Here is a 12,265-nt window from a genome sequence, read left to right on the forward strand (position 1 = left end):
AGGACTTTGAGAAATGAGCCTCAAATCCCTTCGCCGGCGTTATCCGGATCAGGTTCGACGGGTATTATCTCAGCCAGACTTTCGCCTTAGCACCCCGTTGAGAACGCGTGCATTGTAGTGATTATGTAAATATTACGAAAGGGGTATTGGTTCAGGTGGTGCAAACCATGCCGACTTAAAGTCGAACCACCCCAACGTGTTCATTCTCACCCCACGCATACTGCGTTGCCCTTCAATGCGCAACCAGTGGTGGATTAACGGCAAGATATCGTTATTTTCCACGCGACTCTGGCACCACTCAGGCAAAGAAAGCTCACCGTTGTGCCATTTACTGGTGTCCGTTTCCCAGTCAATAGCGAGGCATTTTTGAATCAACGGCACTTCATAAAGATGTGAATAGAGTGAAAACTCTAACGGCAGAGTGAAGTTCGCGCTGTTAAGCCAGATATCACTTTCAGCATCGCCCTGATGCCACTCCTCATAACTGACTTCTTGCACCACAAGTTCAATGCCAATGCGGGCCAGCAGTTCTTCCATAACCTTACTGATCACCCGATGTTCCACGTGATCACGATAAAAAGTCAGCGTTACAGACTCTAGCCCGGCAGGTTTTTCAAGTACCGGCTGTGGGCGAGTGTGGTGCCAGCGCGGTAGCAGCCCGTAGGCTGGGAACCAGTATTGCTGATTTTGTGCACCTGTGCTGTAAAGCAGATGGATCGGTGCCAGAACATGGCTCAACCAGCGGCGCACTTCTGTATTGCTACCCAGTGTTGAGCGGCTATCGAACAAAATATAGTAGCAGCCTTCTTCAAGACGACTTTCGATGGCTTTCTCGCTGTCGGGCATTCCTGACAATTGCACCGCACAACTGACCTCTTCACCAATTTCCGGCAGCACCCAAAAATTCACCTCGTCAATCAATGCCCGATAACCGAAGTAATCATCGTAGGCCTGAATTTTCAGCTGGTTGGTATTGTTGCGTACCACCGAATACGGGCCGGTACCGACGGGCTGACGAGCAAAGTTGGATAAGGTCTGCCATTCACGCGGCAGGATCATCGCATTGACGCTGCCCAGCAGCCACGGCAGCCATTTGTCGGGTTGTGAGAGGGTAATATCCAGCGTCCAGGCCGTAGGCGAGGTAATTTCCTTAATATGCGAATAAAGCGGCAAAGTGCTGATACGTTGCAAGGATGTCGTCACATCCAGCATATCCAACTCACGGCCATGGTGAAAATGAATGCCGGGGCGAAGATAAAAACGCCAATGTAATGGGGAAATTTGTTGCCAGTGGTGGGCAATATCCGCCTCCAGTTCCCCATTTTCCTCATTTATTCGGATAAGCCCGCTGAAAATTTGCCGGGCAATATGGGTTTCGGAACGACGTAAAGCTGAGCCAGGCAACAGATTTAGCAGTGGGCGATAGTAGAGAACGCGCAGAATATGCCGCCCTTGTCGGAAACTCCTGCCGAGGTGAGAAATCAGCATTTGGCGAACGGCTGCTTTATCGCCAACGATTTGCACCAGTTGATCAATTCGGTCCTGCTCGAGAAGATCTTCTGCGCGCTGTTGCTGAAGCGCAAGGCCAGTGTACAGAAACTCAAGCTTTGATCGCTTGCCGCGCCCGGCTTCGGCTTGCCAGCTTAACCAGCCATTTTCCTGCATCGCGCTGAGCAACGTTCGCATATGGCGGCGGGAGCAATTCAGCAGTTCGGCCAAATCATTCAGCGTCGTTTCTTGCGGCTTGCCTTCGAAGCTTTGCCAGAGGCGAATGAATTGTTGCTGTAGACGACCTGTAGACATAAAAGAGGAACTCCTGGCAGAAACTCATCAATTTAACTTTCCTCATATTACGCCAATAATCATCAACGATGAAAGCGAGGAGGTACATATGAAACGGTCACCGGTTGTTAAGTTTTATCAACAGTATTTTGCCGCAACACAACGTGTTTCTGCTGGATGGCTGGCTCGCCAGACAGCGTCGCAACGTCTGAGGATGCTCGAGGACTTAATGCAGTGGGAAGTCACCACTTCCGCAACCGTGAAGTACTAACTCGTTGATTCATGTGTGACTGAGAATTGGTGATGTTCACCCAGCCAGCGGTTTTTTACCGCTGGCTTTTTTATTCGGTATAGTGGACGGCTTGCACATTTATCACCCGCTCAAGCAAAAGGATCTCTCTGCATGGCCTGGTTTTTGACAAAAGGACGACGCCTCAATCCGGTGTACACGGCATTTATGGTTGTGGCATTTATGATGGGGATTGCAGGGGCACTTCAGGCGCCCACGCTGAGCCTGTTTTTAACGCGTGAAGTGCAAGTGCGGCCGTTCTGGGTCGGGTTATTTTATACCGTCAATGCGATAGCCGGGATTCTGGTCAGCCTGATGCTGGCGAAGCGTTCCGATAGCCGGGGCGACAGGCGCAAACTGATTATGATTTGCTGCGCGATGGCCGTAGCAAACTGCATTTTATTTGCTTTTAACCGTCACTACCTGACGTTAATCACCGTGGGCGTCATGTTCGCTTCCATTGCTAACACGGCGATGCCGCAAATCTTCGCCCTGGCTCGCGAGTATGCGGATAGGTCAGCTCGTGAAGTCGTGATGTTCAGCTCGATAATGCGTGCGCAATTGTCGCTTGCCTGGGTCATTGGCCCGCCGTTGTCGTTTATGCTGGCGTTAAACTACGGCTTTACCACCATGTTTCTTATCGCGGCGGGGATTTTTGTTATTTCGCTGGCGCTTATCTTTTTTGCTCTGCCGTCGGTCAGCCGAATTGAGCAGCCCGCCGATCTGGCGCTTACGGAAGTTAGCGGCTGGAAAGACAAGAACGTCCGTATGTTGTTCATCGCATCGATGCTGATGTGGACTTGCAACACCATGTACATCATAGATATGCCGCTGTGGGTCAGCAGTGATTTAGGGTTGCCTGAGTCGCTGGCGGGGCTACTGATGGGGACGGCTGCGGGGCTTGAAATCCCGGCGATGATCCTTGCGGGCTATTATGTGAGGCGTTTTGGTAAGCGGCGCATGATGGTGATTGCGGTGGCGGCGGGCGTGCTGTTTTACGTTGGACTGATTCTGTTCCACAGCCGCACGGCGCTGCTGTTGCTCCAATTATTTAATGCGGTATTTATTGGCATTGTCGCCGGGATTGGAATGCTATGGTTCCAGGATTTAATGCCGGGCAAGCCGGGGTCCGCGACCACATTATTTACCAACAGTATCTCTACCGGCGTGATTCTGGCAGGGGTGTTACAAGGCGCGCTGGCTGAGAGTTTTGGGCACTATTCGGTGTATTGGCTGATTGCGGGATTGGCGGTGTTAGCGCTGGTTTTGACCAGTAGGGTCAAAAATATCTAATACCCGTCATACTTCAAGCTGCAGATGCGTTGGCTGCGCTCCCTCACCCCAGTCACTTACTTGTGTAAGCTCCTGGGGATTCACTCTCTTGCCGCCTTTCTGCAACTCGAATTATTTAGGGTATTTTTGATAGTGTTGATTTTTATTCAGCTAAAAACAGTTCCAGCAGCGAATTCAAAAACAGCTTCCCGTGCTCGGTAATTTGCCAATATTCCTCAGTTTCAATCAGGTAGTCTTTGGCAATGGCTTCATCTAACTGTGCACGAATCACGGTTTCGTCCAGCCCGGTATACAGGCTAAATTCATTGCGCGGTGCGGCTTCCAGCAGGCGGAAACGGTTCATAAAGAACTCGAACGGTTTATCCGCTTGCTCAACATCGTGCTGGCGATCGAGGTATTTACCTTCCATATAGCCGCGTGGGTGTCGCGTTTTGGCGGTACGCATAATGCGCCCGTCTTCGAACGTCACTTTACCGTGTGCGCCACAGCCAATTCCCAGGTAGTCGCCAAAACGCCAGTAGTTCAGGTTGTGCTGACACTGATAACCCGGTTTTGCGTATGCCGAGGTTTCGTATTGCTGATATCCCGCAGCCGTTAGCAGTTTGTCGCCCTGTTCGAAAATATCCCACAGCGCGTCGTCGTCCGGCAGTTTTGGCGGACGTGAGCTAAACAGCGTGTTCGGTTCAATCGTCAACTGATACCAGGAAAGATGCGGGGGATTAAGCTCAATGGCCTGGCGCAAATCATCCAGTGCTTCTTCAAGCGACTGGTCTGGCAAACCGTGCATCAAATCCAGATTGAAACTACGCAGCCCTAATCCGCTAGCCAGATTTGCCGCACGTTTCGCTTCACCCGCATCATGAATACGGCCCAGGCGTTTGAGTTTTTCTTCGCTAAAACTCTGCACACCGATAGAAATGCGGTTCACGCCAGCACGTTGATAGCCAACGAAACGGTCGGCCTCAACGGTGCCAGGGTTCGCTTCCATGGTAATTTCTGCATTCGCTGCCAGCGGCAGACGTGCACGCACGCCATCGAGCAACGTTTGCATCGCCTCGCTTGAAAGCAAGCTAGGCGTACCGCCACCAATAAAGATGGTCTTTATTTCACGTCCTTGTGCCAATGGCGCGTCGTTGTCCAGATCGCGCAACAGGTGGGCGACATACTCGTCGTGCGGGACGTCGCCTTTTAGTGCATGAGAATTGAAGTCACAGTAGGGGCACTTCTGCACGCACCACGGGATGTGAATATAGAGACTCAGTGGTGGCAAATTAGCCATTTTTCATTGCTTCCAGTAACAGTTTTAGTGCTTGCCCACGGTGGGAAATCGCGCGTTTTTCATCACGAGTGAGTTCAGCCGCAGTTTTTCCCTCGGTAGGGACAAAGAAAATCGGGTCGTAGCCAAAGCCGCCAGCTCCTGCGGCCTCGCGGGTAATCTGACCTTCCCAACTGCCGTGACACACCAGCGGTGTTGGATCTTCTGCATGACGCATATACACCAGCACACAATGGAACCGCGCTTTGCGTTGTTCGTCCGGCACATCTTTCAGTGTAGCCAGTAGCTTTTCCAGATTCTGCTGATCCGTTGCGTCAATGCCTGCGTAACGTGCCGAGTAAATACCCGGGGCGCCGCCCAAAACATCGACAGCCAGACCAGAATCATCAGCGATGGCAGGCAAACCCGTAATCTGCGCCGCGTGACGGGCTTTCAGAACGGCGTTTTCGATAAACGTCAGGCCAGTTTCTTCGGCTGACTCCACGCCTAACTCAGTTTGTGCCACAACATCCAGACCAAAATTGCCCAGTAAATCGGCAAGTTCACGCACTTTACCGGCGTTACCGGTCGCGAGGACAACTTTTTGCATAGTGAGATAATCCTGTGAAATTCGGTAATTATTCGAGCAATGCCGCGACTTCCGTCGGGATTTGTTGCGGGTCGATAATCTTAACTTGCTTATGACGGCCCAACTCGCCTTTCTCAACCACAACCTGGCTTTTGGCGACGCGGAACTGTTTAGCCAGATATTTTACCAGATGGGCATTGGCTTTGCCGTCAATTGGCGGCGCGGTGATGGCGACTTTTAGTTCGTCGCCATGCAACCCAATAATGCTATCCCGGCTGGCTTTAGGCTGAATATACAGCCGTAAAACCAGCCCGTCTGCGGTTTGACTCACTGCACTCACAGCAAATACCACAGCCCCGGGAACAGATCCATGCCAAGGTAATTCAGTGCATACAGAATCAAAATCACGACCATCGCGGAGAAATCAATGCCGCCCATTGCCGGAATAACACGGCGAATTGGCGCCATCATCGGTTCGGTCAATTGCATCAGCACGTATTCAATTGGACTGCGACCCTGGCTAATCCAACTCATCAGCGAACGAATAATAATGACCCAGAACACCAGCGTACCGGCGGACTTGAACAGCGATAACAGGCCAACCAGCAGATTCATTGGGTCAAGCGACAGCGCGCCTACCTGAATCAGCAGCAGAACAGGATACTTCAGCGTGGTGAGAATAAACGCCACCAGCAACGAAGAGGTATCAATTGGCCCAATCGAAGGGATTATCCGGCGCAATGGCCCGACAATCGGTTGGGTAATCTTGACGATAAATTGGGCAAAAGGATTGTAAAAATCACAACGCGACCACTGCATCCAGATGCGAATTAACAGCACCATCACATACAGTTCAATCAGTGTTTTGACCAGGAAAGTCAACGTTAGCATGGTGTTCCTCAATAATAAGCCCTGCATCTTTCTGGCTGTAGATGCATAATTTTGCGTCCTACAACCTGAAATCTATTGGGCTACGGTTTAGCTGGCGGAGTAATCCCGCGCGCCGAAAATAGCGGTTCCAATGCGCACCATGGTGCTGCCTGCGGCAATCGCGGCGTCCATGTCATCGGTCATGCCCAGAGACAACGTATCAACCGTTGCATAGCGGTTTTTGAGCGATGTGAAAGCGGCTGCCATTTTCTGGCAAACTGCTAACTGATGCTCGTAATCAGGTTCAGGGGCAGGGATCGCCATTAAACCTCGTAACACCAAACCCGGTAGTGCAGCGACGTCAGCCGCCAGCGCATCAAGCTCACTTAGCGCAATACCAGACTTGCTTTGTTCATCACTAATGTTTATTTGGATCAGCACGTTAAGCGGTGCAAGTTCGGCCGGACGCTGTTCGCTTAAACGGGTGGCGATACGAAGCCTGTCGACGGTGTGGCACCAGTCAAAATGTTCAGCGACCAGACGGCTTTTGTTCGACTGTAAAGGGCCGATAAAGTGCCATTCCAGTGTGGCTTCGCTGTTCTCGGCAAAGTAACGAATTTTATCCACGCCTTCTTGCACGTAGTTTTCACCGAAAGCGCGTTGCCCGGCAGCAATCGCTTCTGCGAGGGCGCTCGCAGGCTTCGTTTTGCTTACTGCAAGCAAAGTAACTTCCTCTGGAGCACGGCCGCAGCGTTTAGTTGCCGCTAAGATTTTGTGCTGAACCTGTGCCAGATTGTGCGTTATCTCATTCATAGGTTGGAAAGTGATATGGATATCGAAGAAATTGTGGCCCTTAGTGTAAAGCATAATGTCTCTGATCTACACCTGTGCGCGCACCTTCCTGCTCGCTGGCGCAGGCAAGGGCGGCTTGAACTGCTGCCTGGAGGTGCTCCTGAGCCGGATGTTTTGCTGGAAGACTGGCTGTCGAAAGCACAAAAGGTGCAACTGCAAGAAACCGGGCAGGTTGATTTTGCCGTGACCCTACAATCAGGGGTGCGATTGCGGGCTAACGCATTTCACCAGTTGCATGGGCACTCTCTTGCCTTGCGGTTATTGCCTTTAAACTGCCCCAAACTTGAGGCGTTAAATGTCCCGCCACTGATACCCGAATTGCTACAGTCGCGAGATGGCCTGATTCTGGTCACTGGTGCGACGGGCAGCGGTAAATCCACCACGCTTGCGGCAATGGTTGATCATCTCAATCATCGGCTTGATGGGCATATACTGACGCTGGAAGATCCAATTGAGTTTGTTCATTCCTCTCATCACAGTCTGATTCAGCAGCGTGAACCCGGCACGCATTGCCGCTCTTTTGCCGCCGCTTTACGTGCCGCATTACGTGAAGACCCGGATGTGATTTTGCTGGGGGAATTACGCGATAGCGAAACTATCCGTCTGGCGCTCACTGCTGCGGAAACCGGCCATCTGGTACTGGCAACATTGCATACTCGCGGTGCCGCACAAGCGGTGGAACGGCTGGTGGATGTCTTTCCTGCAGAGGAAAAAAGCATGGTGCGCAGCCAGCTAGCCGGTAGCTTAAAAGCTGTGCTTGCGCAGAAATTACAACCTGATGCTCAAGGTGGAAGGGGGGCTTTGTTTGAATTATTGGTAAATACCCCTGCTGTGGCGAGTCTTATCCGCGAGGGGAAAACGCATCAATTACCCGGGCTAATTCAAACCGGCCAGCAATATGGCATGCAGAGTTTTGCGCAAAGCGAGGCGATGTTTCTTGGGAAAGGTCAGCTTGCAACGGCGGAGTGCGGAGTCGCGAGTGCGCCTTCCGCCGTAGAGGTAACAATCAAGGGTTATAGTCAAACCAACTTTCAAGAATGATGACTGCGGAGGCTGAGTCAATGCTACCTTTGTTTAAAGCCCGGAAACCGCCGTGTTCAAACAAGCCTGCACGGGCTTCAACGGTGCTCAGGCGCTCATCCTGCAGAGAAACTTTTACGCCAAAACGCCCATGCAGGCGGTTGGCAAACTTACGCGCACGGACGGTAAGTGGCTGTTCGGTGCCATCCATATTCAGGGGTAAGCCAACGATGACTTCATCGGGCTGCCACTCTTTAAGGATTTTTTCGATAGCATTCCAGTCTGGCGTACCATCTTGTGCTTTCAGCGCGGTTAAAGGGCGCGCCGTTCCGGTAATACGCTGCCCGATGGCGACACCAATGCTTTTAGTACCGAAATCAAAGGCTAACAATGTCCCACTGCCCATTATGCGTGCCCCGCTTCGCTTGGCATATTATGAATATCAATGCCGATTAATTTCGCGGCTTCACGCCAGCGTTCGGAAATTGGGGTGTGGAAAATAATCGATGCATCTGCTGGCGCAGTTAACCAGGCGTTGTCCAAAATCTCTTGTTCCAGTTGCCCTTTTTCCCAGGAAGAGTAGCCCAGTGCCACAATCACATCCGTAGGTTGGTTGGCCGTGCCGATAGTTTCGAGCACATCACGGGAAGTGGTGATCACCGTTTCATCAGAAATACAGATGCTTGAAGCGAAACAGTCCGGTGGCGAGTGCAAAATAAAACCCCGGTCTTCCGCTAATGGGCCGCCGATAAAAACAGGTTTATCAAGACGAATGGATGGGTCGCGCGGTTCTGGTTCGATTTTTAATTTTTCAAGAACACCGTCAACCTGAAGATTTTCGAGGGGTTTATTGATGATTATCCCCATAGCGCCTTCGTCGCTATATTCACAAATATAAACGACTGCTCGCTTAAACAGAGGATCCTGGAGCGCCGGCATGGCAATTAGAAAGTGATGCTGTAAATTCATTGTCAGAGGTTCTGGTTCCGGTTGAAAAAGCGGCATTAAACGCGCGAGGAATAGTCAGTTTATCACTATTAAACTACTCCGGACACTTGACCCATACCAAAGGTATGGGTCTTTTCCCTAAAGGGAGCGTGCACAATTATTTAGCCAGACGTTTCTCGATAGCGTCGAACAACATTCCGGTGATCGATACCGGGAATTCGGCTTCGATTTCGCGAATGCATGTTGGGCTGGTGACATTAATCTCGGTCAGGCGATCGCCGATGATATCCAGACCAACAAAGATGAGCCCTTTGGCTTTCAATGTTGGGCCGACGCGGCGGGCAATTTCCCAATCGCTGTCAGTCAATGGACGCGGTTCGCCACGGCCACCGGCGGCCAGATTGCCACGGGTTTCGCCACCTTGTGGAATACGCGCCAGGCAATACGGAACGGGTTCGCCATCGACGACCAGAACACGTTTGTCGCCATCGACAATAGCAGGCAGGTAGTTTTGTGCCATGCAGTAACGATTACCGAGTTCAGTCAGCGTTTCAGCAATGACGCCGATGTTAGGATCGCCTTCTTTAACGCGGAAGATTGATGTGCCGCCCATGCCGTCCAGCGGCTTGAGAATGATGTCGCCGTGTTTTTGCCAGAACGCTTTAAGCTGCGCTTTGTTACGGGTTACCAGCGTTTCTGGGGTCAAATCAGCAAACCAGGCGGTGAACAGCTTTTCGTTACAGTCGCGCAGGCTTTGCGGTTTGTTAACGATCAGCGTGCCTTGTTCTTCTGCACGCTCAAGAATGTAGGTCGCGTAGATAAATTCGGTATCAAAAGGCGGATCTTTACGCATTAAAATAACGTCGAGATCGGCAAGCTGGATATCTTGCTCACTACCAAATTCGACCCATTTATCGTAGTTCTGCTCGACACTGATCAGACGTGTGCGTGCGTGCGCTTCACCGTTGATCAAATACAGATCTGCCATTTCCATATAGTGGAGTTCGTATCCACGGCGCTGTGCTTCCAGCAACATGGCAAAACTGGAGTCTTTCTTGATGTTAATGTTTGCGATGGGGTCCATCACGATGCCGAGCTTGATCATTGTTTTTCTCCTTTAAAGCTGGCTATAAGGCGTAAGCCTTGTACCAGTTTTTAGCCCAGGTCGCCAAAACGCACTTGCAGCGCGGTAATGGCGGTGAGCGCGGTAGTCTCAGTACGCAGAACGCGAGGTCCCAACAGAATATCAGTAAACTGATGGCGTGCGGTCATCGCAATTTCATCAGCCGTTAAACCGCCTTCAGGGCCAATCAGCAGACGCACACGTTCAACAGGTTGCGGCAACGTGTTGATACTGGCGTTGGCGCGAGGATGGAGGTTCAGCTTCAGGCTGTTATCAAGTTCTGCACACCACGCTTCGAGGTCCATTGCCGGGCGAACTTCTGGCACGATATTGCGGCCACATTGTTCGCAGGCAGCAACGGCAATTTTCTGCCATTGCGTGAGCTTCTTATGCAGACGCTCGGCATCCAGTTTTACGCCACAGCGTTCAGAAAACAAAGGGGTAATCACATTCACGCCGAGTTCGACGGCTTTCTGAATCGTGAACTCCATTTTCTCACCGCGAGACATGACCTGACCGAGATGTAGGTGCAGTGGGGATTCGCGGTTATCGAGGGTGGCACTAATTACCTTTACTCGCACACTTTTCTTATCTGCCTGAACGATTTCTGCGTCAAAGATCTGATTACTTCCATCAAATAATTGCAGTGCGTGGCCTGCGCTCATGCGCAATACGCGACCGACGTGGTTCGCAGCATCTTCGCAAAGTGCGACGTCCTGGCCGACGGCGAGGTGTTCAGGATGATGAATGCGGGGGATACGCATGATTGATAGGATCCAGTTGCTAAGGCGAACTGTTTTAATCCCCTCTCCTGGAGGAGAGGGAGAAAACATCGCGCGGTAATGAATATGACCGCTAGTGTAGGTTAGCTGTTTTGTGCCTGGCAAGCCCGCAGCACATAAGGGTTATGATTGCCCTGAACTTTAGCGATGCGCTCATCGCGTTCGCACTCCCAGGCTGTGACCGGATATTGTTTATTCCAGGCCTCAAATAGCTGGGTCTGTTGGCGAGAAAGGTTGAGCTGATACTGGTCACGCATGTAGAAGTAGGTGCGGGCGATAGCGCCGCGAGCCCGCGCTGGTGGCTCGGCAATCTTATCTTTAAAGTCGACTTTCATTTCACACTGCCCGTATTGCCCTTCACCACCATTCCACTGGCTGTACATGAAGTTGTTACGATCAGCGTTTACTTCGCCTACTGCGGGTTGCAGGTTGTGCATATCGCTTTCCATTTTGCGATATTCTGGGTCTTTGGCACAGTTTTTACGACCGCCATCTTGCCAACACTGGCGCTGATGACCGAACTGCCAGGCCGGTACGACGTGCTCCCACTCGATACGCGTCGCGCGATTTTCATTCTTCCGAACTTTGTAGCCGCAGGACTCAAGATCGGGAATACCCTTTTTCCCTTCCCAGCTGATTTTACATCCACAATAGAAGTCGCCCGGCGCGTCGGCATTCACTTTTGCGCCAGCGGCTTTGGCTTGAGAGAAATTATTGATACCAGCACTGAGTGCAGAAAAAGAGGAGAGGGCTGCAATAACTGCAACAGCCAAAGAATATTTGCGAGACATTTCCAGAATCCTTACTAAAACGAGCCTGAACCCTACCTGATGCATTTTTGGGATTCAATCAGCTAAATCAGGAAACTTTAAGATTAATGTTTTTAATTACAGGGAGTTGTAGCGTCTGGCTTTAACAGGTCGCCGCATTGAACACAGCGGTATTCCGCTTCACCACGTACGACACGGTTATGACGCCTGACCGTAAGTTGGTGTAATTGGCAGCGGCAGCGATAAGGGAAGGTATTCTTACGCACCGATTGCACTTCAAATTTGTGTGTGCGCCTTGCAGGAACGCCAAGCACGCTTTCCATCATCCATTTCCACTCTTTGCCGTGTGGTGCAACGCGACCAAAGTGTTTCCAGACCAACAAATGAGCCAGTTCGTGCGGGACAACTTCATCAATGAAGGTTTGCTGATTTTCCATCAACAGCACGGGATTTAGACGAATTTCGTAGCTATCCATCCATGCGGTGCCCGCAGCGGTGCCACGCTGCTGATAGACCAGTTTCGGTTCGGGATAATTTCGTCCCAGGTGTTGATTGGCCTGTTGGAGTTTTTCCCGCAGGCAGCGCATAACGGCCTGTTGGATTGCGATGGGGAGTCTTGGGGATTTCATAGCGGGCAAGAATAGTGCGAGGTGGGGCAGGGTGCAAGCCCCTATCCGCAGTGGATAGGGGCG

General features: G+C 51.4%; 15 protein-coding genes and 1 riboswitch. Of the genes, 3 read left to right on the forward strand and 12 right to left on the reverse strand.

From position 1 onward, the window contains the following. Window positions 1–7: 7 nt before the first annotated feature. Window positions 8–107: riboswitch (TPP riboswitch) on the reverse strand. A 25-nt stretch (window positions 108–132) separates the two neighbouring features. Next, window positions 133–1,803 (reverse strand): HTH-type transcriptional regulator SgrR, encoded by a 1,671-nt coding sequence (sgrR, locus tag RHD99_RS03465; protein ID WP_309877449.1) that lies wholly within the window; start codon window positions 1,801–1,803, stop codon window positions 133–135. Window positions 1,804–1,891: 88 nt separating this feature from the next. Between sgrR and sgrT the strand changes: the two genes are divergently transcribed. Both sgrT and RHD99_RS03475 read left to right on the forward strand, forming a co-directional pair. Continuing rightward, window positions 1,892–2,053, forward strand: a complete 162-nt coding sequence (sgrT, locus tag RHD99_RS03470) for a glucose uptake inhibitor SgrT (RefSeq protein ID WP_183270613.1) — start codon at window positions 1,892–1,894, stop codon at window positions 2,051–2,053. A 132-nt stretch (window positions 2,054–2,185) separates the two neighbouring features. Continuing rightward, window positions 2,186–3,364 (forward strand): sugar efflux transporter, encoded by a 1,179-nt coding sequence (locus tag RHD99_RS03475; protein ID WP_309877450.1) that lies wholly within the window; start codon window positions 2,186–2,188, stop codon window positions 3,362–3,364. 142 nt (window positions 3,365–3,506) lie between these two features. Here RHD99_RS03475 and hemW read toward each other — a convergent pair whose 3' ends face one another. The 5 genes from hemW to RHD99_RS03500 all read right to left on the reverse strand — a co-directional run bounded on the left by hemW (window position 3,507) and on the right by RHD99_RS03500 (window position 6,891). Next, on the reverse strand, window positions 3,507–4,643 hold the full coding sequence (hemW, locus tag RHD99_RS03480; RefSeq protein ID WP_309877451.1) for a radical SAM family heme chaperone HemW: 1,137 nt from the start codon (window positions 4,641–4,643) through the stop codon (window positions 3,507–3,509). Then, window positions 4,636–5,229 (reverse strand): XTP/dITP diphosphatase, encoded by a 594-nt coding sequence (locus RHD99_RS03485; RefSeq protein WP_309877452.1) that lies wholly within the window; start codon window positions 5,227–5,229, stop codon window positions 4,636–4,638. Before RHD99_RS03485 ends, hemW begins: the two co-directional genes overlap by 8 nt. Before the next feature lie 28 nt (window positions 5,230–5,257). Continuing rightward, window positions 5,258–5,548 (reverse strand): DUF167 family protein YggU, encoded by a 291-nt coding sequence (gene yggU / locus RHD99_RS03490; RefSeq protein WP_183270609.1) that lies wholly within the window; start codon window positions 5,546–5,548, stop codon window positions 5,258–5,260. Beyond that, window positions 5,545–6,099, reverse strand: coding sequence for a YggT family protein (locus RHD99_RS03495; RefSeq protein ID WP_309877453.1), 555 nt, complete (start codon window positions 6,097–6,099; stop codon window positions 5,545–5,547). Before RHD99_RS03495 ends, yggU begins: the two co-directional genes overlap by 4 nt. Window positions 6,100–6,186: 87 nt before the next feature. Then, a complete protein-coding gene (locus RHD99_RS03500; protein ID WP_309879064.1) occupies window positions 6,187–6,891 on the reverse strand; it encodes a YggS family pyridoxal phosphate-dependent enzyme in 705 nt (234 codons plus the stop codon). A gap of 15 nt (window positions 6,892–6,906) precedes the next feature. On the opposite strand from RHD99_RS03500, the gene RHD99_RS03505 reads away from it, so the two are divergent. Beyond that, complete coding sequence (locus RHD99_RS03505; RefSeq protein ID WP_309877454.1) at window positions 6,907–7,971, forward strand: type IV pilus twitching motility protein PilT; 1,065 nt, start codon at window positions 6,907–6,909, stop codon at window positions 7,969–7,971. On the opposite strand, the gene ruvX is transcribed toward RHD99_RS03505, so the two are convergent. The 6 genes from ruvX to RHD99_RS03535 form a co-directional block, all read right to left on the reverse strand. Then, on the reverse strand, window positions 7,937–8,356 hold the full coding sequence (gene ruvX, locus RHD99_RS03510) for a Holliday junction resolvase RuvX (protein ID WP_309877455.1): 420 nt from the start codon (window positions 8,354–8,356) through the stop codon (window positions 7,937–7,939). The genes RHD99_RS03505 and ruvX overlap by 35 nt on opposite strands. Next, complete coding sequence (locus RHD99_RS03515) at window positions 8,356–8,919, reverse strand: YqgE/AlgH family protein (RefSeq protein ID WP_309877456.1); 564 nt, start codon at window positions 8,917–8,919, stop codon at window positions 8,356–8,358. The genes ruvX and RHD99_RS03515 overlap by 1 nt, the downstream gene beginning before the upstream one ends. Window positions 8,920–9,055: 136 nt before the next feature. Then, entirely contained in the window at window positions 9,056–10,003 is a 948-nt protein-coding gene (gshB, locus tag RHD99_RS03520; protein WP_309877457.1) for a glutathione synthase, read from the reverse strand. A gap of 50 nt (window positions 10,004–10,053) precedes the next feature. Then, window positions 10,054–10,785 carry a 16S rRNA (uracil(1498)-N(3))-methyltransferase gene (gene rsmE / locus RHD99_RS03525; protein ID WP_309877458.1) on the reverse strand — a complete coding sequence of 244 codons (732 nt, stop codon included), beginning with the start codon at window positions 10,783–10,785 and terminating at the stop codon, window positions 10,054–10,056. Between the two features lie 101 nt (window positions 10,786–10,886). After that, a complete protein-coding gene (gene endA, locus RHD99_RS03530; RefSeq protein ID WP_183270602.1) occupies window positions 10,887–11,594 on the reverse strand; it encodes a deoxyribonuclease I in 708 nt (235 codons plus the stop codon). A 92-nt stretch (window positions 11,595–11,686) separates the two neighbouring features. Continuing rightward, a complete protein-coding gene (locus tag RHD99_RS03535; RefSeq protein WP_183270601.1) occupies window positions 11,687–12,202 on the reverse strand; it encodes a SprT family zinc-dependent metalloprotease in 516 nt (171 codons plus the stop codon). Window positions 12,203–12,265: the final 63 nt, after the last annotated feature.

It is taken from the genome of Buttiauxella selenatireducens (genome assembly GCF_031432975.1).
Taxonomy (GTDB): Bacteria; Pseudomonadota; Gammaproteobacteria; order Enterobacterales; family Enterobacteriaceae; genus Buttiauxella; species Buttiauxella selenatireducens.

Bases quoted from the DNA above. Each gene is read 5' to 3' on its own strand.
- sgrR (WP_309877449.1), bottom strand. From the start codon at position 1,803: ATGTCTACAGGTCGTCTACAGCAACAATTCATTCGCCTCTGGCAAAGC.
- sgrT (WP_183270613.1), top strand. From the start codon at position 1,892: ATGAAACGGTCACCGGTTGTTAAGTTTTATCAACAGTATTTTGCCGCA.
- RHD99_RS03475 (WP_309877450.1), top strand. From the start codon at position 2,186: ATGGCCTGGTTTTTGACAAAAGGACGACGCCTCAATCCGGTGTACACG.
- hemW (WP_309877451.1), bottom strand. From the start codon at position 4,643: ATGGCTAATTTGCCACCACTGAGTCTCTATATTCACATCCCGTGGTGC.
- RHD99_RS03485 (WP_309877452.1), bottom strand. From the start codon at position 5,229: ATGCAAAAAGTTGTCCTCGCGACCGGTAACGCCGGTAAAGTGCGTGAA.
- RHD99_RS03495 (WP_309877453.1), bottom strand. From the start codon at position 6,099: ATGCTAACGTTGACTTTCCTGGTCAAAACACTGATTGAACTGTATGTG.
- RHD99_RS03500 (WP_309879064.1), bottom strand. From the start codon at position 6,891: ATGAATGAGATAACGCACAATCTGGCACAGGTTCAGCACAAAATCTTA.
- RHD99_RS03505 (WP_309877454.1), top strand. From the start codon at position 6,907: ATGGATATCGAAGAAATTGTGGCCCTTAGTGTAAAGCATAATGTCTCT.
- ruvX (WP_309877455.1), bottom strand. From the start codon at position 8,356: ATGGGCAGTGGGACATTGTTAGCCTTTGATTTCGGTACTAAAAGCATT.
- RHD99_RS03515 (WP_309877456.1), bottom strand. From the start codon at position 8,919: ATGAATTTACAGCATCACTTTCTAATTGCCATGCCGGCGCTCCAGGAT.
- gshB (WP_309877457.1), bottom strand. From the start codon at position 10,003: ATGATCAAGCTCGGCATCGTGATGGACCCCATCGCAAACATTAACATC.
- rsmE (WP_309877458.1), bottom strand. From the start codon at position 10,785: ATGCGTATCCCCCGCATTCATCATCCTGAACACCTCGCCGTCGGCCAG.
- endA (WP_183270602.1), bottom strand. From the start codon at position 11,594: ATGTCTCGCAAATATTCTTTGGCTGTTGCAGTTATTGCAGCCCTCTCC.
- RHD99_RS03535 (WP_183270601.1), bottom strand. From the start codon at position 12,202: ATGAAATCCCCAAGACTCCCCATCGCAATCCAACAGGCCGTTATGCGC.